The organism is Micropruina sp. (genome assembly GCF_047606665.1).
Taxonomy (GTDB): Bacteria; Actinomycetota; Actinomycetes; order Propionibacteriales; family Propionibacteriaceae; genus Micropruina.
Genome location: NZ_JASGEF010000037.1, coordinates 1 through 20121, shown reverse-complemented (window position 1 = coordinate 20121; position 20121 = coordinate 1). Strand labels below are relative to the sequence as shown.

Annotated in this window: 22 protein-coding genes and 1 tRNA gene; 11 read left to right on the top strand and 12 right to left on the bottom strand. The window is 68.1% G+C overall.

Going from position 1 to position 20121, the window contains the following annotated elements:
• The first annotated feature begins 33 nt into the window (after window positions 1-33).
• Window positions 34-1059 carry an acyltransferase gene (locus tag QM619_RS08480; RefSeq protein WP_415106778.1) on the top strand — a complete coding sequence of 342 codons (1026 nt, stop codon included), beginning with the start codon at window positions 34-36 and terminating at the stop codon, window positions 1057-1059.
• A 30-nt stretch (window positions 1060-1089) separates the two neighbouring features.
• Here QM619_RS08480 and QM619_RS08475 read toward each other — a convergent pair.
• Window positions 1090-1168: transfer RNA gene (locus QM619_RS08475), tRNA-Gln, on the bottom strand.
• 134 nt (window positions 1169-1302) lie between these two features.
• On the opposite strand from QM619_RS08475, the gene QM619_RS08470 reads away from it, so the two are divergent.
• Window positions 1303-1932, top strand: a complete 630-nt coding sequence (locus QM619_RS08470; RefSeq protein WP_415106962.1) for a TetR/AcrR family transcriptional regulator — start codon at window positions 1303-1305, stop codon at window positions 1930-1932.
• A gap of 20 nt (window positions 1933-1952) precedes the next feature.
• Here the strand turns inward: QM619_RS08470 and QM619_RS08465 are convergent, their stop codons facing one another.
• Window positions 1953-2876 carry a LysR family transcriptional regulator gene (locus QM619_RS08465; protein ID WP_415106776.1) on the bottom strand — a complete coding sequence of 308 codons (924 nt, stop codon included), beginning with the start codon at window positions 2874-2876 and terminating at the stop codon, window positions 1953-1955.
• 136 nt (window positions 2877-3012) lie between these two features.
• On the opposite strand from QM619_RS08465, the gene QM619_RS08460 reads away from it, so the two are divergent.
• Window positions 3013-3165, top strand: coding sequence for a hypothetical protein (locus QM619_RS08460; RefSeq protein ID WP_415106773.1), 153 nt, complete (start codon window positions 3013-3015; stop codon window positions 3163-3165).
• A gap of 24 nt (window positions 3166-3189) precedes the next feature.
• On the opposite strand, the gene QM619_RS08455 is transcribed toward QM619_RS08460, so the two are convergent.
• The 4 genes from QM619_RS08455 to rsmI are packed head-to-tail and all read right to left on the bottom strand — an operon-like array spanning window position 3190 to window position 6715.
• Complete coding sequence (locus QM619_RS08455) at window positions 3190-4122, bottom strand: 4-(cytidine 5'-diphospho)-2-C-methyl-D-erythritol kinase (protein ID WP_415106770.1); 933 nt, start codon at window positions 4120-4122, stop codon at window positions 3190-3192.
• Window positions 4123-4132: 10 nt separating this feature from the next.
• Window positions 4133-4999, bottom strand: coding sequence for a 16S rRNA (adenine(1518)-N(6)/adenine(1519)-N(6))-dimethyltransferase RsmA (rsmA, locus tag QM619_RS08450; protein ID WP_415106767.1), 867 nt, complete (start codon window positions 4997-4999; stop codon window positions 4133-4135).
• A gap of 38 nt (window positions 5000-5037) precedes the next feature.
• Window positions 5038-5880 (bottom strand): TatD family hydrolase, encoded by an 843-nt coding sequence (locus tag QM619_RS08445; RefSeq protein ID WP_415106764.1) that lies wholly within the window; start codon window positions 5878-5880, stop codon window positions 5038-5040.
• The gene (gene rsmI / locus QM619_RS08440; RefSeq protein WP_415106761.1) at window positions 5870-6715 is read right to left on the bottom strand and encodes a 16S rRNA (cytidine(1402)-2'-O)-methyltransferase; all 846 of its coding nucleotides are present in this window, start codon (window positions 6713-6715) and stop codon (window positions 5870-5872) included. The genes QM619_RS08445 and rsmI overlap by 11 nt, the downstream gene beginning before the upstream one ends.
• A 210-nt stretch (window positions 6716-6925) precedes the next feature.
• Here rsmI and QM619_RS08435 point away from each other — a divergent pair, with 210 nt between their 5' ends.
• The 4 genes from QM619_RS08435 (at window position 6926) to QM619_RS08420 (ending at window position 12124) form a co-directional block, all read left to right on the top strand.
• On the top strand, window positions 6926-8470 hold the full coding sequence (locus QM619_RS08435; protein WP_415106960.1) for a dolichyl-phosphate-mannose--protein mannosyltransferase: 1545 nt from the start codon (window positions 6926-6928) through the stop codon (window positions 8468-8470).
• Window positions 8471-8691: 221 nt separating this feature from the next.
• Complete coding sequence (locus QM619_RS08430) at window positions 8692-9825, top strand: Gfo/Idh/MocA family protein (RefSeq protein WP_415106758.1); 1134 nt, start codon at window positions 8692-8694, stop codon at window positions 9823-9825.
• Window positions 9822-10862: an NAD-dependent epimerase/dehydratase family protein gene (locus QM619_RS08425; RefSeq protein ID WP_415106755.1), complete on the top strand. Its 1041-nt coding sequence runs from the start codon at window positions 9822-9824 to the stop codon at window positions 10860-10862. Before QM619_RS08430 ends, QM619_RS08425 begins: the two co-directional genes overlap by 4 nt.
• Window positions 10859-12124 carry a glycosyltransferase gene (locus QM619_RS08420; protein WP_415106752.1) on the top strand — a complete coding sequence of 422 codons (1266 nt, stop codon included), beginning with the start codon at window positions 10859-10861 and terminating at the stop codon, window positions 12122-12124. The genes QM619_RS08425 and QM619_RS08420 overlap by 4 nt, the downstream gene beginning before the upstream one ends.
• A gap of 43 nt (window positions 12125-12167) precedes the next feature.
• On the opposite strand, the gene QM619_RS08415 is transcribed toward QM619_RS08420, so the two are convergent.
• From QM619_RS08415 to QM619_RS08400, 4 genes are all read right to left on the bottom strand, one after another.
• Window positions 12168-12872: an L-ribulose-5-phosphate 4-epimerase gene (locus QM619_RS08415; protein ID WP_415106749.1), complete on the bottom strand. Its 705-nt coding sequence runs from the start codon at window positions 12870-12872 to the stop codon at window positions 12168-12170.
• 148 nt (window positions 12873-13020) lie between these two features.
• Window positions 13021-14682: a ribulokinase gene (locus QM619_RS08410; RefSeq protein ID WP_415106746.1), complete on the bottom strand. Its 1662-nt coding sequence runs from the start codon at window positions 14680-14682 to the stop codon at window positions 13021-13023.
• Between the two features lie 61 nt (window positions 14683-14743).
• On the bottom strand, window positions 14744-16096 hold the full coding sequence (locus tag QM619_RS08405) for a sn-glycerol-1-phosphate dehydrogenase (protein ID WP_415106743.1): 1353 nt from the start codon (window positions 16094-16096) through the stop codon (window positions 14744-14746).
• Between the two features lie 165 nt (window positions 16097-16261).
• Window positions 16262-16513: a hypothetical protein gene (locus QM619_RS08400; RefSeq protein WP_415106740.1), complete on the bottom strand. Its 252-nt coding sequence runs from the start codon at window positions 16511-16513 to the stop codon at window positions 16262-16264.
• Window positions 16514-16545: 32 nt separating this feature from the next.
• Here QM619_RS08400 and QM619_RS08395 point away from each other — a divergent pair, with 32 nt between their 5' ends.
• The gene (locus QM619_RS08395) at window positions 16546-16671 is read left to right on the top strand and encodes a hypothetical protein (RefSeq protein ID WP_415106737.1); all 126 of its coding nucleotides are present in this window, start codon (window positions 16546-16548) and stop codon (window positions 16669-16671) included.
• Window positions 16672-16688: 17 nt separating this feature from the next.
• Here QM619_RS08395 and QM619_RS08390 read toward each other — a convergent pair whose 3' ends face one another.
• Both QM619_RS08390 and QM619_RS08385 read right to left on the bottom strand, forming a co-directional pair.
• A complete protein-coding gene (locus tag QM619_RS08390; RefSeq protein WP_415106734.1) occupies window positions 16689-17192 on the bottom strand; it encodes a GNAT family N-acetyltransferase in 504 nt (167 codons plus the stop codon).
• The gene (locus QM619_RS08385) at window positions 17189-17509 is read right to left on the bottom strand and encodes a DUF1778 domain-containing protein (protein WP_415106731.1); all 321 of its coding nucleotides are present in this window, start codon (window positions 17507-17509) and stop codon (window positions 17189-17191) included. The genes QM619_RS08390 and QM619_RS08385 overlap by 4 nt, the downstream gene beginning before the upstream one ends.
• Before the next feature lie 141 nt (window positions 17510-17650).
• Between QM619_RS08385 and QM619_RS08380 the strand changes: the two genes are divergently transcribed.
• The 3 genes from QM619_RS08380 to QM619_RS08370 are packed head-to-tail and all read left to right on the top strand — an operon-like array spanning window position 17651 to window position 20017.
• Complete coding sequence (locus QM619_RS08380; protein WP_415106728.1) at window positions 17651-19087, top strand: uracil-xanthine permease family protein; 1437 nt, start codon at window positions 17651-17653, stop codon at window positions 19085-19087.
• Complete coding sequence (locus tag QM619_RS08375; protein WP_415106725.1) at window positions 19084-19632, top strand: DUF1697 domain-containing protein; 549 nt, start codon at window positions 19084-19086, stop codon at window positions 19630-19632. Before QM619_RS08380 ends, QM619_RS08375 begins: the two co-directional genes overlap by 4 nt.
• Before the next feature lie 10 nt (window positions 19633-19642).
• On the top strand, window positions 19643-20017 hold the full coding sequence (locus QM619_RS08370; protein WP_415106722.1) for an AzlC family ABC transporter permease: 375 nt from the start codon (window positions 19643-19645) through the stop codon (window positions 20015-20017).
• Window positions 20018-20121 lie beyond the last annotated feature (104 nt).

Below are 20121 nucleotides of genomic sequence, written 5' to 3'. Positions count from 1 at the left end.
TCCGGAGTGCCGAATCCGACGGAAGTGAGACCAGTGGCCAGATTGGCGTATGTCGACCGCTTGCGGGTCGCGGCGGCCGCCGCCGTCGTGATGGTGCACGTGGCCGCGATGGCGTGGAACGACATCCCGCCCGCTTCCGCCGACTGGCAGGCGATCAACGTCTACGGGTCACTCAGCCGGTGGTGCGTGCCGATCTTCTTCATGATCTCCGGCGTCCTCTTCCTCGCACCGGGACGCCAGGACGCCCCGAAGCGGATCTGGACGCACTACATCCTGCGCCTGCTGGTGATGTACGTGTTCTGGAGCGCCGCCTACGCCGCCGCGAACGCCACCTTCGAGAGCAAATGGAATCTGGACTTCCTCGCCCGACAGTTCTGGGAAGGCTACTACCACCTCTGGTACCTGCCGGCGATGGCCGGCGTCTACGCACTCATCCCGCTGCTGCAGCAGATCGCCACCAGCCCGGTGCTCACTCGCTACCTGCTGGTGCTCATCGGCACCGCGAGCGTGCTGTTGCCGACCGTGGCACTGATCCCCGTGGCCGGCCACCTGTCCACCGACCTGGTGGCACGGGTCGCGCCCTTCCTGGTCGCGGGCTTCCCGTTCTACTTCGTGCTCGGCCACGTCCTGCATGAGCATCGTGCGGAGTTGCCGTCGTGGGTGCGTCCGGCGTCCTACGTCGGGGCCGTTCTCGGCGCGGCCGTCATCATCGGCATGACGTCGTGGCTGTCGGTGGCCAGGAATGAGCCCGTCAACGGCATCTACAACTATCTCTTCCTCGGCGTCGTGCTGATGTCCGTGGCAGTCTTCCTGTTGTTCATCGACCGCAGCGACGAAGCCACCACCAGCCCACGGCTTGCCGTCATCGCGCGTTGGACCCTGCCGATCTACCTGATCCATCCGGCCTTCGTCCGGCTCACGGAAGAGATCAACCTCTCCCCTGGGCTCCTGCCGACGGCGGTGGGCATCCCACTCATCTGGATCGGGGTACTGGCGGTCAGCGCCCTGGCCAGCGCCATCCTGGTACGGATTCCGTTCGTCAACTCCTGGCTGGTCTAGGAGACTCCGCTAAGCCCCTGCGGCCATACGCTCCCCGGGTAGGAGTCGAACCTACTTCGCTAATCCTGATTCAAAGTCAGGCGGGCCCTGCCGGAAGACCAACCGGGGATCGAGCCACACTCTACGGTGCCCGGCCGCGCCTCGCATCCCGCCGGGTTGGCGCGCCGCCACAGCTACCGTCAGACTGGGCGGGTGCCAACCTCGTCTGCACCCGCCGGTCGCGCCCGGCGGGTGCGTGTCCGGATGACCCGTGCAGAGCGTCGCGAGCAGCTGATCGAGGTGGCCCGCGGACTGTTCGCCGAGCGGGGCGTGGACGGCACCTCGGTGGAAGAGATCGCGGCACACGCCGAGGTCAGCAAGCCCGTCGTCTACGAACACTTCGGCGGCAAGGAAGGCCTGTATGCGGTGGTCGTCGATCGCGAGGTGAGGGCGTTGCACACCTCGATCCGGTCGGCGCTGACCACGCCGCGCGCCGGTGCCCGCCGGCTGATCGAATTGGGCACCCTGGCCCTGCTCGACTACATCGACGCCTGCCCCGACGGCTTCTTGATCATCTCGCGCGGGTCGTCCGCCACCTCACCGGAAGGCTCTTTCGCGACCATCCTGTCCGATGTCGCCGGACATGCCGAAGACCTACTGGCCGATGAGTTCTCCAAGACCCAGCTCGACCCGGCGCTGGCCCCGATGTACGCGCAGATGCTGGTCGGGCTGGTCGCACTGACTGGGCAATGGTGGCTCGACAACCGGGAACAGGGCCTCGACAAGGACGTGGTCGCTGCGCACGTGGTGAATCTGGCCTGGAACGGCATGCGCCACCTGCAGCCGGCGCCACGGCTCGACCGTCCTCGCGGCACTGCGACCTCCACTGAATAGGCGGTTTCCGCTGAGCGCCCTCAAGGGATCGGCACCGGTCGCGGCAGCTTGCCCTCCTCGGCGCGACGCAGCACGTGCTGGCGGAAGAGTTCCGCCGCCGGGAGGCGTCCCCGGCGACCGTTCCAGGACAGGCCTACCTCGCGCACCGCGTCCGGATCGGCCAGTTCCAGGTAGTGCACCCGCGGCGAGGAGGGCTCGATTGCGCCGGCGTCCCAGCGCGCCGGGATGATCGCGACCCCCAGCCCGGACGCGACATAGCCACGTAGCGTCGGCAGGTCGTCGGCGACCAGCGCCACCTCGACCTCGATGCCGGCTCGCGCACACAGCTGATCAAGGGTGGCACGCAGCAGGGACGCCTGGCGGAGCGTGATGAACAGGTCGTCGGCCACCTCGGCGATGCGTGCCCGTCGCCGGTCCGACAGCGGATGGCCCTGGGGCAGCAGCAGCCGGATCGGTTCGCGGAGCAACAGGTGCCAGACCACGTCGTCCTCGGTGGCGTGCAGAGTGGACAGCTCGAGATCGACGGTGCCGCGCGGACCGACCGCCGTGGTGTTCTCGTCCGCCTTGGCGCGCAGATCGAACCGCACCTGCGGGAACCGCGCCCGGAAGCTGCCGATCAGGTCGGGCACCAGCCAGGTGCCCAGCGACGCCTGGAAGGCAACGCTGACGGTCCCGGTCTCCGGGCTGACCAGCTGCTGGACCGCGGCGATGCCGTCATCGAGGCGATGCAGAGCCGCGCCGACATGCCGGTGGAAGGCGGCACCGGCCGGGGTCAGCGAGAGCAGGCGTCCGGACCGCTGGAACAGCGCCGCGCCGACCTCTTCCTCGAGCCGGGCGAGGGCACGGGAGACGCCCGGCTGCGAACGCATCTCCAACTCGGCGACCTCTGTCACGGTCGCGCCGTCCGCCACCATCTCGAACCATCGCAAGGCATCGCTGTCCATTCCCACACCTCCCTCCGACAACAATATATGCGGGATATGCATGATTTACATGTCGTTCCGTTATTGGACGCATCGAATGCGGTGCCGAAGACTTGATGGCGCACCGATCACACATTCAGGACTGAAGGAGAAAGCCATGAGCTTCCGCACGATCGTCGACACCCTGGGCCCCGTGGTCCGCCGTGGTTCGGCCGCCTTCCTGGCCTTCCCGGTCGCCGGCGTCGTCGCCCCGTCGTACGCCGCCGTCCAGCTGGCCGCGGAGATATACCTGGACGACTCGGCCAAGTAGGTACAGCCTCGCCACCGGTTCCGCTCAGGTGGTGATCAGCCGGGCACCCGCAACGGGACCGGTGACCCGGCGGACGGCACGGCACAGGCCTTCGCCGGAGAACCGCACCGACAGGTCGACGGCGTTGGCCTCGTTGGCGGCCAGGAAGGCGCAGGTGGGTCCGGCGCCCGACACGATGGCACCCAGCGCGCCGGCCTCGCGTCCGAACTCGAGCACCCGGACCAGTTCGGGACGCAGCGACGCAGCGGCAGGCCCCAGGTCGTTGACCAGGACGCCGCCCAGTGCCCCCGCGTCGCCGGCCACTAGGGCATTCATCACGTCGGTGGGCATCGCGAGCTCGTCCGGGGCGTCCGGGTTGAGCTCATCGAACCGGTGGAACACTGCCGGGGTGGAGAGCTCGTCGGCACTCAGCGCGAGCACCCAGTGGTAGGTGCCCCGACTCAGCACCGGCACCAGCTCGTCGCCGCGTCCGGTGCCCAGCGCAGTGCCTCCCATCAGCTGGAACGGGACGTCGGCGCCCAGCCGGGCGCCGAACACCCGCAGTTCGTCGGGGGAGATGTCGAGATCCCACAGCACCGAGCAGGCCAGCAGAGCACCGGCGGCGTTGGCCGAACCGCCGGCCATGCCGCCGGCGACCGGAATTGTCTTGCGAATCGCCAACTCGGCGCCGAAACGATGCGGGCCGTACTCGTCGGCCAGCAGCTTGGCGGCCTTCACAGCGAGATTGCGTCCGTCGGTCGGGACCAGCGCGGCCTGGTCGCCGGTCACCGTCGCCGAGAAGCATCCCGGCGCGGCCCAGCGGACGCCGACCTCGTCGAACAGCGACACCGATTGAAACACGGTCGACAAGGGGTGATAGCCGTTCGGGCGGACAGCACCGACCCGGAGAGCCAGGTTGATCTTTCCGGAGACCCGGACGCGGACCCAGTCGGTCTCGGGGGCTAGGGGTGACGCCACGTCCGCAAAGCTAGCCGATGCGCAGCACGTTGGCATTCCTCACACCTGCCAACCGCGCGAAGTCGCCGACATCGAGCACCTCTCCCCTGGCCTGCGGATCGATGCCGGCCTCAATCAGGGCGTCCGAGGCTGCCGCGGACGACCCGAAGACGCCGGCGAGCGCGGAGCGCAGCATCTTGCGGCGTTGCGCGAAGGCGGCGTCGACAAGGGAGAACACCTGTTCCGGTCGCGCGCTCGGGACTGGCGGGTCGCGCCGCTCCAGCCGGACCAGCCCGGAATCGACGTTGGGCACCGGCCAGAACACTGCGGGCGACACCGAACCGACCCGGCGGGCGGCACAGTACCAGGCCAGTTTCACCGAGGGGACGCCGTACACCTTCGAGCCCGGTGGCGCGACCAGCCGGTCGGCCACCTCGGCCTGCACCATCACCAACCCGTGCCGGATGGTCGGGAATCTGGCCAGCACATGCAGCAGGACCGGCACGCTGACGTTGTAGGGCAGATTGGCCACCACGGTGGTCGGCTGCGGCCCGGACAGCCGGTCGACCCGCAGGGCGTCCGCCTCGATCACGGTGAGCCGGTTCTCATCGCCGGGCTGCCGTTCGGCGACGGTGACCGGCAGCCGGCGGGCAAGCCGGTCGTCGATCTCCACGGCATGCACCCAGGCGGTGGCGTCGAGCAGGCCCAGGGTGAGCGAACCCAGCCCCGGCCCGATCTCCAGCACGACGTCGTCGGCGCTCAGCTGGGCGGCGGTGACGATCCGGCGCACCGTGTTGGCGTCGTGAACGAAGTTCTGGCCGCGTTGCTTGGTCGGTCGCAGGTCGAGTTCCGCCGCCAGTTCGCGGATCCGGCGGGGGTCGAGCAGTCCGTCAGCCATCGTGTCCCCCATCCGCTGGTCGAGCTTGTCGAGACCTCTCAGCCATCGCGTCCCCAGTCTCCGAACAGTGCGGACGCGTTCGCTGCCAGCAGCCCGCAGAACTCGGCCAGATCGGCGTCCCGCCGCTCGGCCAGGAAGCGGACGGTGTGCGGCAGCAGGTAGGGCGCGTTGGGCTTGCCGCGCAGCGGGACGGGGGTCAGGTAGGGGGCGTCGGTCTCGACCAACAGCCGGTCGTCGGGGGTGAGGTCGAACGCCTCGCGGAGCGCCTCGTTGGGTTTGAAGGTGACCGTGCCGGGGAAGGACAGCCAGGCGCCCCGGTCGAGGCACTGCCGGGCGAACGCGGCGTCGCCGGAGAAGCAGTGCATCATGAAACGCTTCGGCACACCTTCGGCGTCCAGCACGTCGAGGACGTCGGCATGGGCCTCCCGGTCGTGGATGACAATCGCCAGATCGTGCTCTCGAGCCCAGGCCAGGTGGGCCGCGAATGACTCCCGCTGTCGCCGTTTCCCCTCGTCATCGCGGGTTCGGAAGTAGTCGAGCCCGGTCTCGCCGACTCCTCGGACGCGGTCGCTGGCGCCGACCAGCGCGGCCAGGGCGGCCAGTTCGCTCCCCAGCCCGGCACCGGCACGGGCGGCGTCGTTGGGGTGCAGCGCGACGCACGCGATCACCTCGGGGTGGGCGTCGGCGATCTCGATCGCGGCCCGCGAACTGGCCACGTCGCAACCCACCTCCACCAACCGGGTCACGCCCACTGACCGGGCCCGTGCCACCGCGTCCCCGATCGCCAGCCCGGAGAACTCGCTGGTGCTGAGCAGGTGGGTGTGGGCGTCGGTGGTGGGCGCCGGCAGTGGCTCGGGGGCGGGGGGCAGTTCACGACTCATCGGCTCGGTCCTTCAGTGCGGCGTCGTACAACTCGCGGCGGGAGACGCCGTGCGCAGCGGCCGCTTCGGCGACCGCCTCGGACAGCCGCCGGCCCGTTCCGGTGGCGAGCCGGACGCTGGCCAGGGCCTCGGGCAGGCTGCCGCCGGCGCCCGCCGCGCCCTCGACGACCACGGTGATCTCGCCGCGGACCTCGCCTTTCGCCCAGTCGGCCAGCTCGCCGAGCCCGCCACGCAGGATCTCTTCGTGGATCTTGGTCAGTTCCCGGCAGACCGCCGCCCGCCGCCCTGCCCCGAACGCCGCGGACGCGTCGTCGAGGAAGTCGGCCAGCCGGTGCGGGGCCTCGAAGAACACCATGGTGCGCCGTTCGGCGGCCAGTCCGGCCAGCCGCGCCCGTCGGTCACCGCGCTTGCGCGGCAGGAAGCCCTCGAAGCAGAACCGGTCGGTGGGCAGCCCGGACACCGCCAGTGCGGTGAGCACCGCGGACGGTCCCGGCACCGCGGTCACCCGGACGCCGGCGGCGGCCGCCGCGGCGACCAGCCGGTAACCGGGGTCGGAGACCGCCGGCATGCCGGCGTCCGAGACGACCACCACGGTGCGCCCATCGAGCAACTGCCTGACCAGTCCGTCGACCCGTGCGGCCTCGTTGCCGTCGAAGAACGACACCACCTGTCCCGCCGGAGCCACCCCGAGCCGACGGCACAGGTCGCGGAACTTCCGGGTGTCCTCGGCGGCGATCAGGTCGGCGTCGGCCAGCGCCGCGAGCAGGGCCGGGGCGGCGCCGGCGGCGTCCCCGATGGGGGTGCCGGCGAGCACCAGCACACCCGGTCCGTCCATGCCTCCCACCCTTCCACATTGCCGTTCGGATCACCGTCCGGAACCTCCTAGGATGGCTCGATGACCGACGCCACCGCAACCGACAGCCGTCCGGACGCCGACCAGTCGACGGCCGACGTCCCGGCCGGGGCCAACGCGGGGCAGACCAACTGGCTCCCGCCGTCCGCGGCGCCGCGCGGCAGGTGGCGTCCGCCGACCTCCCGCGACGATTTGAGCACCGTCGAGCGGCTCCGCGACGGCACCATGACCGACGCCGCAGCGGGCTGGGTGGTGTCGCTGGCCATCACCCTGCTGGCCTTCCTGATCCGCATCCAGAACCTGGGCTATCCGCGCGGCCTGATCTTCGACGAGACCTACTACGCCAAGGACGCCTGGACGCTGCTGCACTTCGGCTATGAGCGGAACTGGCCCGACCAGGCCAATGACGCCATCGTCGCGGGCAATGTCACCGGCTGGTCGGACACCCCGGCGTTCGTCGTCCACCCACCGCTGGGCAAATGGCTGATCGCGCTCGGCGAGCAGTGGTTCGGGATGAACGCCTTCGGCTGGCGGTTCATGGCCTGCGTGTTCGGGTCGCTGCTGGTCTTCGCCACCACCCGGCTGGCCCGCCGACTGTCGCGTTCGACGCTGATCGGCGGCATCTCCGGCGTCCTGCTGACCCTGGACGGCCTGGCCTTCGTGATGAGCCGCACCGCCTTGTTGGACATCTTCCAGGCCACCTTCCTGGTGGCTGCGGTCGCCTGCTGCGTCGCCGACCGGGACTGGTACCGACATCGGTTGGCCACCATTCTGGAGCGCACCGGACGGCACGATTTGGGCGGCAGCTTCGGACCGGTGGTGTGGCTGCGACCGTGGCGGTTCGCGGCCGGGGTGATGTTCGGCGCCGCACTCGGGTGCAAGTGGAACTCGGTCTTCGTGCTGGCCGTCTTCGGCGTCCTGTCCGTGCTGTGGGACGTCGGGGCGAGGCGGCTGGCCGGCGCCAACTGGCGCTCGTGGCTGGCGGTGCTGGTCGACGGCATTCCGGCCGTGGTCCGGATGGTCGTGGTGGCCGTCGCCGTCTACCTGTCGACCTGGACGGGGTGGCTGCTGACCACCGGTGGCTACGACCGCAGCTGGGGCGAGGACAATCCCGACCACCCGTGGGTGGCCGCCTTCGGCGAGCGTTTCGCTTCGCTATTGCAGTACCACAAGCAGATTTACGAGTTCCACACCGGCGACTACATCAACAACGCCACCCATCCCTACGACGCCCACCCGGCCGGCTGGCTGTTGCTGCTACGGCCCACTTCGTTCGACGTGGTGAACGACATCCAGTCCGGAACTGACGGCTGCACCGGCACTGAGACCTGCATCCGGGAGGTGATGGCGATCGGTACCCCGGTGCTGTGGTGGATGGCTGCGATCGCCTTGGTGGTCTGCATGGTGTGGTGGATCGGCGGACGCGACTGGCGTTTCGGCGTCCCGGTACTCGGTGCACTGGCCAGCTATCTGCCCTGGTTCAATTACACCGACCGCCCGCAGTTCTTCTTCTACGCGATCACCCTGGTGCCGTTCACGGTGATCGGGTTGGCCCTGGTGATGGGGCTGATCCTGGGTCCCGCCGACAGCCCCGGACGCCGGCGCGGCGCGATCCTGGTCGGCGTCGCGGTCGCTCTGGTCGCACTCAACTTCGCCTGGATCTATCCGGTGCTCACCGACGGTCTGCTGCCCTATTCACAATGGCTGTCCCGGATGTGGCTGCGGTCCTGGATCTGATCGGGCGGGCATCCGTCAGGGCCTCGTGCGCTCATGCCGCGGCGGCTTGGCTCCTTGTGTTGACTGGAGCCACCACGAGCCGAGGCGGCCTAGCCGACGCGCCGGCCACCGCCACAATCTGGTCGCGACTCGTGAACGTCCCTTAGCGTCTGTAATGTGCTAGAGCGGTCGCAGGCGGCGACTTTGTCGCCACCGGCCTGTGACCGCTAACCCGATCCACGGTGGCGAGCGAATTGAGAGGTATGCGACCAACCCAGACCGAATCCCCCGACAGACACCCGTTGCGTGCCGCAGTCGTAGGAACGGGGGACATCTCCCGGCAACACCTTGCCTTTCTCTCCAATTCGCCGCTTGCCCAACTCGTGGGCGTATGCGACCTGTCGCCGGTCGCGCGCCGATGGACGGCCGATGAGTACGGCACAACCCCCTTCGCTTCATTGGAGGAGATGCTGGAGCAGTCCCGACCCGATGTGGTGCACGTGCTCACCCCTCCGACCACCCACAGTCGACTGGCTCGAACCGCACTCGCCGCCGGCGCACACGTGATCTGCGAGAAGCCGATCGCGCTGGATGCCGATGAACTCGTGGCTCTGCTGGACGAGGCCGACCGGCAGGGGCGGGTGGTGGTCGAGAACCACAACTACCGCTTCAATCCCGAGATTCAGCAGATCGACGAGCTGATCGCCGACGGGGCACTCGGCGACATCGGCGAGGTGGAGATCCGGATCGGTCTTCCGGTGACCGACCCGGCTGGACGCTTCGGCGACCCGAATCTGCCGAGCCCGATTCACGACCTGCCCGCCGGCGTGATTCACGACTTCATCACCCACATGGCCTACCTGGTCGGCCACTTCGCCCCGAACGTCACCTGGCATCGCGTGGTGAGTGCGTGGAGCAAGCACAGTCCCCTGGCGCACATCCCGGTCGACGACCTCGACGCCGTGCTCGTCGGCGAGGGAGACAATGGTCCGGTTCACGCCCGCATTCGATTTTCTGCCCTGCTCGCGCCCGATTGCTTCGAGATTACCGTGCGAGGGTCACGGGGTTATGCGCAAGCCGAGCTCTTCTCGGGCCGGACGACCACGATCGCGGGTCAGCCCGGAGGCAAACAGCTCGGCCCGATCGTCAACATGATGAAGGACGGCGTGCACCAGTTCATCGGCGGGCCCCGCTCGTTGAAGCGCAAGATCCTGCAGCAGGGCCCGTACGCCGGCCTCTCCAATTACCTCGATCTCACCTACCGCGCACTAGCGTCCGGTTCGCCCACCCCGGTGACTGCTGACGACATGCTCGCGGCGAGTCGCCTGATCGATCGTCTTGTCGCCGGCCGCTCCCTTCAGGAGGAGACAGCATGAAGGTCTTCATTACCGGAGCCACCGGTTTCGTCGGCGCCTATGCGGTCGCGGACGCGCTCGCCGCCGGACACGACGTAGCGGCGTTGGCGCGGCCGGCGTCGGCGAATCCGCTGGCGTCCATCGCCCGTCATCCGCGGCTCAATGTGGTGCGGGCCGACCTGCGCGATCGCCGCACCCTGGCGGGCGCGCTCGATGATGTGGATGCCGTCATCCATCTCGCCGCCGCGAAGTCCGGCGACTTCTCCACGCAATTCGCCGGGACCGTGCTGGCCACCGAGAATCTGCTGAACGCGATGGCAGATTCGCCGGTCAGGCGGCTGGTCGCCATCAGCACCTTCTCGGTGTACGACTACTCCAGCCTCCCCGCCGGTTCGCAGATCGACGAATCGACGCCTCTGGAAAGCGTGCCGGCGCGACGCGACGAATACCCCCGGACGAAGCTGATTCAAGAGACCTTGTATCGCGAGGCGGCGTCGGATTTCGAGGTCGTGATCCTTCGGCCGGGGATGATCTACGGGCGAGACAACCTGTGGCATTCGCTGCTGGGCTCGCCGCTCGGTCCCCGATTCCTCAAGGTCGGCGGACATTCCGTTCTGCCGATGACGTATGTCGAGAACTGTGTCCAGGCCATGACGCTCGGGTTGACCAGCGACCGGGCGGCCGGCACCACGCTCAACCTCGTCGACGACGATCTGCCCACCCAGGCCGAGTACATACGCGCACTGGCTCGCTACCAGGAGATCCCGTCATCGGTCACGGTTCCCTGGCCGGTGCTCCGCCTCTTGGCCAGCAGCCTCGCCTATGCGAACAGGCGCCTGGTAGGTGGACGCGCAAAGTTCCCGGGAATCGTCGTGCCGGAGCGTCTCGACGCGCGCTTCAAGCCGTTCGTGTACACGAACCGAGCAGCGAAACAGGTGCTCGACTGGCAGCCTCGCTATTCGCTAGAGGAGTCGTTCGCCCGTTCCGTGAGCGACATCGATCTGGTCGCCGAGCGGGCCTTTGCAAGCCTGGCCGGGGCGGAGGACCCTGCGGCATGAAGATCGCATACCTCACCGGTGAGTACCCGCGCGCCACCGACACGTTCATCCAGCGCGAGATCCTCGCCGTCGAGCGCGCCGGCGTCGAAGTCGAGCGCTTCTCTGTACGCCGAACGGGCGACGAACACATGGTCGGCCCCCAGCAGTTGAGCGAACGGGCCGCCACTACCTATCTGTTGTCGTCACCCCTGCCCTCGATCCTCGGCGACCTGCGTGCGGCGGCGCGGCGGTCCCCAAAGAGGTTCTTCTCGACGCTGAAGCTGGCCGTGAAGACACGTCGCCTGGGACTGCGCGGCACCGCTAAGCAGGCGGCATATTTCGTCGAAGCGGCACATCTTGCCGAAGAGATGCGCCGCCGCGGTGTGACGCACCTGCACAACCACTTCGCCGATGCCTGCTGCACCGTCGCAATGCTCGCCTCGGAACTCTCCGGAATCCCGTTCAGCTTCACGCTGCACGGCCCGGGAATCTTCTTCGAGGCGCACGAATGGAAAGTCGGCACGAAGATCGGAAAGTCGGCGTTCTGCGCCACGATCAGCTCGTTCGCCCGTGCGCAGGCGAGCATTCTCTGCTCCCCCGCGGATTGGCATCGAGTGCGCATCGTCCACTGTGGCGTCGAACTCCCTGAGATCGATCTCGACGCCGTTCGCGAGGCAGGCCCGCCACGACTGCTGTTCGTCGGCCGGCTCGACAAGGTGAAGGGCGTGACCGTGCTGTTCGACGCGGTCGCGGAACTGGCGACGTCCGGCGCGAAGCTCGAGCTCACTCTGGTTGGCGACGGCCCGCAGCGGGCAGAACTCGAGGCACGCGCGGCCGCACTCGGCATCGATGGCGCGGTGCGCTTCACCGGATACCAGAGCCAGCCCGCTGTCCAGGAACATCTGCGACGTTGTGATGTGTTCGTGCTGCCGAGTTTCGCCGAGGGCGTCCCGGTATCGCTCATGGAGGCGATGGCACAGGGCAAACCGGTGATCGCCACGAACGTGGGTGGGGTGACCGAATTGGTCACCGACGGTGTGAATGGACGCGTCGTGATTCCCGGGAACGTCGCCGCCCTCCGCGACGCGATCGCAGAATTGGTCGCCGACGAACAAAAGCGGAAACGGTTCGGCATCGCCGGCCGCTCGCGGGTGGCCGAAGAATTCGCGTCCGACATCGAAGCTCGGCGTCTCGTCACGCTCTTTCGTGCGGTCGCGGACGGTCCGCTCAGCGACGAGTCCGATGACTCATGGTCGGAGCGACCGGTTCCCGCGACGGTCTAGGGAACAGCTTCCCTAGGAGTCCGGTCAGCCCGACGCCGTGCGCTCAGTGCTGGCCGTAGACGTTCTGGTAGCGGTCGTAGAGCCGTTCGACGAGTTCCTGCGGAATCGAGATCGGCTCACCCAGCTGCATGGCGATGTGGACCGTGCGGGCCACCTCTTCGCACATCACCGCCGCCTTGACGGACGCCTCGGCATCCTTGCCGATGGTGAACGGGCCGTGGTTCTGCATCAGCACCGCCGGGGAGCGGGAGCCGCGCAGGGTCTCCACGATGCCGCGTCCGATCGAGTCGTCGCCGATGATCGCGAACGGCCCGATCGGGACGGGTCCGCCGAACTCGTCGCCCATCATGGTCAGCACACACGGGATCTCCTGGCCCCGTGACGCCCAGGCGGTCGCGTAGGTGGAGTGCGTGTGGGTCACCCCGCCGACCTCGGGCATGTGCCGGTACACGTAGGCGTGTGCCGCGGTATCGGAGGACGGCGCCAGCCGCTCGGGCGTTCCGTCGTCGATCTTCACCCCGTCCAGGGTGCAGACCACCATCGTCTCGGCGCTCAGTTCGTCGTAGGACACCCCGGACGGCTTGATCACCATCAGCTCGGCGCCGGGCACTCGTGCGGATACGTTGCCGGCGGTCCACACCACCAGCTGGTAGCGGGTCAGTTCGGCGTGCAGCGCGGCGACCTCTTCGCGGGTGCGCTGGACGGCGGCCTGCACCTCTGCGGGCAACTCGGTCAAGCGGATCGTCATCGGTGGCTTCCCTTCTTGCAGGGGCGAAACGGGCACTGCGGCGTACGAACAGACTGGCTCAATGCGGCATTTCGCCGGTTGAGCTTGTCGAAACCCCCCTTGCGAGAGGTCTCGACAAGCTCGACCGGCGAAATCAGCGCTTACCGGGTCAGTGACCCATTGCCTGGCGCTTGATGTCCTTCAGGCGGTACATCACCTTGTTGCCGCCCCGACCGAAGTAGTCGTGCAGCTCCTTGTACTCGGCGTACAGCTTGTCGTACTGCACGGACGCCTCTTCGTTCGGCGTGTAGACGTTCGGGATCTTCTTGCCCATCGCCGCCGCGGCCGCGTGGACGTTCGGGTAGACCCCGGCCGCCACCGCACCGTGGATGGCCGAACCGAGCGAGCCGGCGTAGCCGGTGTCGGCCACCGAGAGCGGCTTGCGCGTCACGTCGGAGTACATCTGCATCAGGAATTTGTTCTTCAGCAGACCACCCGCGGCGATCACCTCGGTGATCTCGACGCCATTGGAGGTGAACGACTCGATGATCGTCCGGAAGCCGAAGGCGGTCGCCTCGAGCAGCGCCCGGTACTGGTCCTCCGGCGTGGTGGTCAGCGTCTGACCGAGGATCAGGCCGGACAGGTTGGTGTCGACCAGGATGGAGCGGTTGCCGTTGTGCCAGTCGATGGCGACCAGGCCGTGCTCGCCGATGTTCTGCTTCTCAGCCTTCTCGGTGAGCAACTGGTGCAGGGAGATCCCGCGTCCGGCGGCCTCGTCGTGGTAGGACGGCGGGACGCAGTTCTTGACGAACCAGGCGAAGATGTCGCCCACCGCAGACTGCCCTGCCTCGAAGCCCCAGGCACCCTTGACCAGGCCGCCGTCGACGACGCCGAACATGCCCGGCACCTCGCGCAACTCGGGACCGGAGACCACGTACACCGCGGAGGTGCCGAGGCTGGCGGTGAGCTGACCGTTCTCCACGCCCTGCACCGCCGGGGTGGCCACGTGGGCGTCGATGTTGCCGACGGACACCGGCGTCCCGGCCTTCAGACCGGTCCAGGCCGCCGCCTCTTCGGTGATCTCGCCGGCCTTGTCGCCGAGCTGGCCGACCGGGGCCTCCAGCTTGTCCAGCGCACCGGCGAACTCCGGATCGAGATCGGCGAAGAAGTCACGGGACGGGAACTTGCCGTCTTGGTAGAGCGCCTTGTAGCCGGTCGCGCCGGCCGAGCGGACGTAGTTGCCGGTCAGCTGCCAGACGATCCAGTCCACGGCGTCCACGAAGTAGACCATCTTGTCGTAGATCTCGCGGTCCTTGTGGAAGGTCTCCAGCAGCTTCGGCAGCATGAACTCCGACGACAGGGTGTCGCCGTAGCGGGGCAGCCAGCTCTCGCCGCGCTTGCGGGCCACCTCGATGATCTGGTCGGCCTCAGCCTGGCCGCCGTGGTGCTTCCACAGCTTCACGTAGGCGTGCGGACGGTCGGCATACTCCTGCCGCTGGCACAACGGCCAGCCGTTCTCATCGGTCGGCATCACGGTGGCCGAGGTGAAGTCGGTGCCCACGCCGACGATGTCCTCGGGCTTGACGCCGGAGTTCCGGATCGCCTCGGGGATCGCGATCTTCAGCACCTCGATGTAGTCCTCGGGGTACTGCAGGGCGAACTCGGGCGGCAGCGGCTCATCCTTGTGCGCGCTGAGCACCCGGTCCATGACCGCGTGCCGGTATTCGTGGACGGCGGTGCCCATCTCTTTGCCGTCGCTCACTCGGACGATGATCGCCCGGCCGGAGAGTGTGCCGTAGTCGATACCGCACACATACTTCTCGTCTGACATCCTGCGTGTTCCTTTCTCGGCCGCCACGTCGCGGCCAGGGTTCTTGGGGTCGGGCCCGCGCTCAGAAGCGTTCGGCCCAGTAGCCGCCGGGCGCGAACAGCTCATCGACCAGCGGGTCGATGATGTTGGCCTCGGTCAGCAGATCGGTGAGCACATACCGCGACCGGATCCAGCGAGCCCGGTGGTAAGTGTCGCGGAAGCGGTCGCGGTCCATCCCGATCTGATCGGGGTGGGTGATGGCGCCGACGATGTCCAGCTTCTCTTGCAGCACCTTCGCCGGCAGCAGCTGGTCGCGCAGCCGCGCCGAGATGGACGGCCAGCGCTCGACCACCAGGTTCAGCCGGGCGCGCAGGGCGTCCGCGTCGAGGTATTTGCCCTTGGCCTGGCCGATCGCCGCCTCGTGCAGATCGGGGGTGAGCGCGGCCCGCACCTTCGCCTCGGTCTCTTCCCAGCTGGGCCAGGCGGCGACCGCGGCGTCGATGTCGATCATCGCCGGAATGTCCTTGGCCAGCACCACCTCGTACAGCGCGGCCACCGAGACGGTGCCCAGCCCGACCTTGAAGCCGTGCGAGAGCGGCGGATCCCAGTCCAGCCCATAGTGCTCCATCTCCCACAGGTGGCTGAAGTGGTGGCCGCCGCCGGAGGCCGGACGGGAGGACGCGAACGCCTGCATCGCCAGACCCGACATGATCAGTCCCTCGGCGAGACCGCTGAGCGCGTCCGGGTTGCCGTCCTTGCAGCCCTGCGGGTCGGACAGCGCGTCGCGCAGCGGCCCCTGCACCAAGTCCCAGACGGCCGGGTCGATCCGCTCAATGCCGAGCTCGTCGGCGATGATCCAGTCGCCGCCGGCCGGCACCTTCTCGATCAAGTCGCCGAAGCCGGTGGCGGTCAGCCGCTGCGGCGCTCCGGCCATGATGTCGAGGTCGGCGACCACCGCGGCCGGGGCCGGGCAGCTGAGGGTCTGCTTGAAGCCGTCCTTGGTGATGGACGCGCCGAACGAGGCGTAGCCGTCCATCGAGGCGGCGGTGCCCACGCACATGTAGGGCCGGTTTAACTCGGCGCAGGTGCGCTTGGCGATGTCGTTGAGGGTGCCGGACGCGACCGCGACCACCACCGCGTCGATGTCGGCGATCGAGTCGCGCAACGTCTCGATGTTGTCGTAGCTGGCGTACAACGTGGGGGTGCCGGGGAAGATGTAGGGCGTCGCCTGTGGAACGCCGGCAGCGGTCAGCGAGGCGACCACCTGCTCACCGGCCACCCGCCAGTGATTCTCATCCGCGACGATGATCGCGGTGCGTCCTGGGAACAGGCGGGCGAACACCTCGCCGGTTCGGCTGACCACACCACGTCCCGCCTCGATCGCCTTGGTATCGGTGGCGGTGCGAAGCGCGCGTTCGATGAGACTTTCCGGCATGACACTCCTACGGGTCGATGCTGCACGGTTGGCTGTGAGGCTAGCTCACCCACACCCGTTGTGGGGATTTCCCACCCGAACTTCTCACCGGGACGCCTCGCGTGGGGCGTCGGGCGCACCCTCAGACGTCGTGACGACCAGGCTCGGCCTCGTCGGCTTCTTCTGTCAGCGGACGACTCGCCAGCCGCGCTGGTTCTCGACGAGGACTCCACGACGAGCCATGGACGCCAGCAGTGGCGCAACCTTGGCGCGGTCCTCCTCGTAGGCCGCCTCGAGACGGGCCGTGGGCACCGCGAGGTCATACGGCCTCCCACCGGACAACGTCGCCAAGACGATGGCGAGATCAGCCTCGTCCTCCGACAGCATCCGCATCATCCGCAGCGCACGTTGGAACCCCGACACCACCGCGCCGGTCACCGGCGAACCCCGCTGTCACCGAACTCGAGCTGGTGGTCGAACTCGACCGACTCATCGGGCACCCCGATCTCGAGCAAGACATGCAGATGCTGGACCAGACCCGCCGCGCTCGCGACGAACAACGCACGTCGGGACTCTCCTCCGGTGAGGCGCGGTGATCATCGACGGCGAGACCTCAGCCGCCGACAGCCTTCCGGGCGTCAGCCAGCAACAGGTACAGGTGCAGCGGGTCAGTGGGTGACCGCTTGAAGCCCAGCTTCTCGTAGAAGGTCGCCGCCCGCTCGTGCAGTGCATGGACGAGCAGAATGCGTGCTCCGATCCGGTCGGCTGCCGCGAGCGTGGAGAGGATCGCCTCGCGAACGAGGAACCGGCCCAGCCCGGTGCCCTGCATAGTGACGTCAACGGCGAGGCGTCCCATCAGCACGGCGGGCACGGGATTGGGCGCGTTTCGACGCACCCTGCCCGGCAGGTCGGCGTGCTCGACCGCGACGGCGGACAGCGTGTAGTAGCCGAGAATCGTGCCTGCGTCGGCGTCCACACAGACGTAGCAGCGCCCGAGGTCGGCGAGGTGGTTGGTGAGCGCTCGATCGGCAAGGTATCGGTCGAGTGACTCCTCCCCCGAGTCGAAGCCAGCCGTGTTGTCGGACGGTTCGATCGGACGCGGCCGCTGCGGGTTCACTCGTCCCAAGGTGCCGGCTCGTCGAGCAGTTTCACTAACTCGGGGATGCGCCGGGCCGGGCGGTCGAGGATCGCAGTGAACTCGGCCCAGGCAGCGTCGTCGAGGCGGAACACCCGACGGTCGGCCAGGGTGTCCTCGGCGCGGGTCACGGCGGCCGTGGTCACGAACTCGGTCAGGGACTGGCCGGTCACGGCGGCGGCGTCGCGGATCAGCGCGTCCTGATCCGCGGTGAGGCGCACGGCGAGGCGCGCATCCTTGCGGCGCGTTGGTTCTGATGTCACGGTCACGCCGTCAGTGTACGCCTGTTGTACGAACATAGCCCTCCCTCAGGCACAGTCCGGCACCTGGCACAGGACACGGTCTCGCCGCCCATGTCTCACCGAATTCGCAACCCTCGGGGTCGCGGCGACCGCTCGGCGTAGGGTGCTGTCGCCGCGCCTGAGACGAGAGGGACCGCCATGCCGCTGTGGACATTGCACGGGGACGGAAAGCTGAGGCCCGGCGAGGTGGTCGCTCCGCACGAGCGGCTGTCCTGGGGCAAGACGATCGGACTGGGCGCCCAGCATGTGGTGGCGATGTTCGGCGCCACCTTCGTGTTCCCGCTGTTGATGGGCCTGAATCCGCAGTTAGCGGTGATGATGTCCGGCGTCGCGACACTGATCTTCCTGCTGGTGGTGCAGGGCCGGGTGCCCAGCTATCTGGGCTCATCGGCGTCCTTCGTCGGCGTGGCCACCGCGATCTACGGCGCCGGCGGGAATCCGGCCGATCTGAGCGGCGCGATGCTGTGGGTGGGAATTCTGCTGTTCATCGTCGGCGTCATCATTCATTTCGCCGGTTCGCGGGTGATTCACCACATGCTGCCGCCGGTGGTGACCGGCGCGGTGGTGATGCTGATCGGCTTCAATCTTGCCCCGGTGGTGGCCGGCACCTATTGGCCGCAGGACCAATGGATCGCGTTGTTCGTGATGCTCGTGGTGGTGGTGCTCAGCGTCGGCGTGAAGGGGTTCCTGGGCCGGATCGCGATCTTTCTGTCGCTGGTGATCGGCTATCTGGTCAGCTGGCTGGCGGACGTCCTGACCGGCCCGATCACGTCATTCAGCCCGGCAGCCGGCGAAGCCACCACCCATCTGCGGGTGGACTGGAGCGCGGTGGACGCCGCTCCCCTGTTCGGCTTTCCGCCGCTCACCGACCTGACTCACTGGCAGTTCAACGCCGCCACCAATGTGGTGGGCTTGCACGCGCCGAACTTCAACGTCGCATTCACCCTGATCGCACTGCCGGTGGTGATCGCGCTGATCGCCGAGAACACCGGGCATGTGAAAGCGGTGGCCGAGATTACCGGCTCGGACCTCGACCGGTATATGGGTCGCGCGATTGCCGCGGACGGTGTCGGTTCGGTGATCGCGACCGCGGTCGGCGCCGGTCCGACCACCACCTATGCCGAAAACATCGGCGTGATGGCGGCCACTCGTGTCTATTCGACGGCCGCCTATGTGGTGGCGGCGGTGGTCGCGATCCTGTTCGGCTTCTCACCTAAATTCGGCGCGATCGTGTCGGCGACGCCCGGTGGTGTTCTGGGCGGCATCACCGTCGTGCTGTACGGGATGATCGGCCTGCTCGGCGCCAAGATCTGGAAGGAGAACCGGGTCGATTTCGGCAATCCGATCAACCTGGTTCCGGTCTCGGCCGGCATCATCATCGGCATCGGGAACGTGTCGCTGGAGATCACTCCCGACTTCGTGCTGAGCGGCATCGCCCTGGGCACCATCGTCACCGTCGGCGTCTACCACCTGGCCCACGCGTTGGCGCCGAAGGAATCCGCGCACGGCGCCGTCCTGATCGTCGACGAGCCGGGTGCCTGGACCGATACCGACGACGGTCCCGCCGGCCGATGACGTCCCGGCAGGTCGCCTTCTTCCGGAACATGAACCTGGGCCAGGCACGCAGCCACAGCCCGAGCCGTCCCGTGCTGGAGGACGCCTTCACCGCCGCCGGGGCGGTCGGCGTCCGATCGTTCCAGACCAACGGCACGGTGCTGTTCGAACCGCAGACGATTCCGCCGACTGCGCTGATCGAGCGGGTGCGGACGACGCTGGCCGAGCGGGTCGGCTACACCGACATCGCTCCGATTCAGCCGCTGACTACGCTGGACGCGCTCGTGCGGGATACCCGCGAGCTTCTGGACGCCGTCGACCGGTCCGTCTACGCCACCTTCTTCGACCCGGACGCAGCCGGCGACTGGGCCGTGCCGGGCGCCGAACTGGACGCCCTCGGCACCACAGTGGTGGCGTCCGGTCCCGGCTGGGTGGTCACCCAGATCGCTCCCGGCGGGGATCCGACGACCGCCGTCCAGGCCAAGCTCGGATCGAAGGCGACCACCCGCGGCTTCGGCACCATCGAACGCCTGCTCCGCGCCGCCGGAATCGCTCCGGGGCAATAGAGTGCCGCGGGTGCCCCGCCTCACTCCCGCCGTCCGCTCCGGGCTGTCGATCGCTGCCGCGGTGGGCATCTACGGAGTCTCGTTCGGGGCGCTCGGGGTGGCGTCCGGACTGAGCGTGGCGCAGACCTGCACCCTCAGCCTGCTGATGTTCACCGGCGGCTCGCAGTTTGCCTTCGTCGGCGTGATCGGCGGCGGTGGCACCGGGCTGAGCGCCCTGGCGACCGCGACTCTGCTCGGGCTGCGCAACGGCGTCTACGGCATGCAGTTGGAGGCGTTGCTGCGGCCGCGGCGTCCGATGGCTCCGTTGTTCGCGCAGTTCGCCATCGACGAATCGATGGCGAACGCGACCGCTCAATCCGACCCTAAGAGCCTGTCAGCTATTTAGTTGGCGTGTTGTGGGTGTCGAGTTCGGTTCTGCCCTGGTTGACGGTGTTGTGGTCGACTCCGGCGGCACGGGCGATGATGTCGATGCCGTCGGGGAATCCGTGT

What these genes read in the sequence shown, in the direction of transcription:
- QM619_RS08405 (WP_415106743.1), bottom strand. Translation starts at nt 16,096, where the DNA reads ATGCCGGAAAGTCTCATCGAACGCGCGCTTCGCACCGCCACCGATACC.
- QM619_RS08410 (WP_415106746.1), bottom strand. Translation starts at nt 14,682, where the DNA reads ATGTCAGACGAGAAGTATGTGTGCGGTATCGACTACGGCACACTCTCC.
- QM619_RS08465 (WP_415106776.1), bottom strand. Translation starts at nt 2,876, where the DNA reads ATGGACAGCGATGCCTTGCGATGGTTCGAGATGGTGGCGGACGGCGCG.
- QM619_RS08470 (WP_415106962.1), top strand. Translation starts at nt 1,303, where the DNA reads ATGACCCGTGCAGAGCGTCGCGAGCAGCTGATCGAGGTGGCCCGCGGA.
- QM619_RS08425 (WP_415106755.1), top strand. Translation starts at nt 9,822, where the DNA reads ATGAAGGTCTTCATTACCGGAGCCACCGGTTTCGTCGGCGCCTATGCG.
- QM619_RS08380 (WP_415106728.1), top strand. Translation starts at nt 17,651, where the DNA reads ATGCCGCTGTGGACATTGCACGGGGACGGAAAGCTGAGGCCCGGCGAG.
- QM619_RS08460 (WP_415106773.1), top strand. Translation starts at nt 3,013, where the DNA reads ATGAGCTTCCGCACGATCGTCGACACCCTGGGCCCCGTGGTCCGCCGT.
- QM619_RS08385 (WP_415106731.1), bottom strand. Translation starts at nt 17,509, where the DNA reads ATGTTCGTACAACAGGCGTACACTGACGGCGTGACCGTGACATCAGAA.
- QM619_RS08375 (WP_415106725.1), top strand. Translation starts at nt 19,084, where the DNA reads ATGACGTCCCGGCAGGTCGCCTTCTTCCGGAACATGAACCTGGGCCAG.
- rsmI (WP_415106761.1), bottom strand. Translation starts at nt 6,715, where the DNA reads ATGGACGGACCGGGTGTGCTGGTGCTCGCCGGCACCCCCATCGGGGAC.
- QM619_RS08445 (WP_415106764.1), bottom strand. Translation starts at nt 5,880, where the DNA reads ATGAGTCGTGAACTGCCCCCCGCCCCCGAGCCACTGCCGGCGCCCACC.
- QM619_RS08415 (WP_415106749.1), bottom strand. Translation starts at nt 12,872, where the DNA reads ATGACGATCCGCTTGACCGAGTTGCCCGCAGAGGTGCAGGCCGCCGTC.
- QM619_RS08420 (WP_415106752.1), top strand. Translation starts at nt 10,859, where the DNA reads ATGAAGATCGCATACCTCACCGGTGAGTACCCGCGCGCCACCGACACG.
- rsmA (WP_415106767.1), bottom strand. Translation starts at nt 4,999, where the DNA reads ATGGCTGACGGACTGCTCGACCCCCGCCGGATCCGCGAACTGGCGGCG.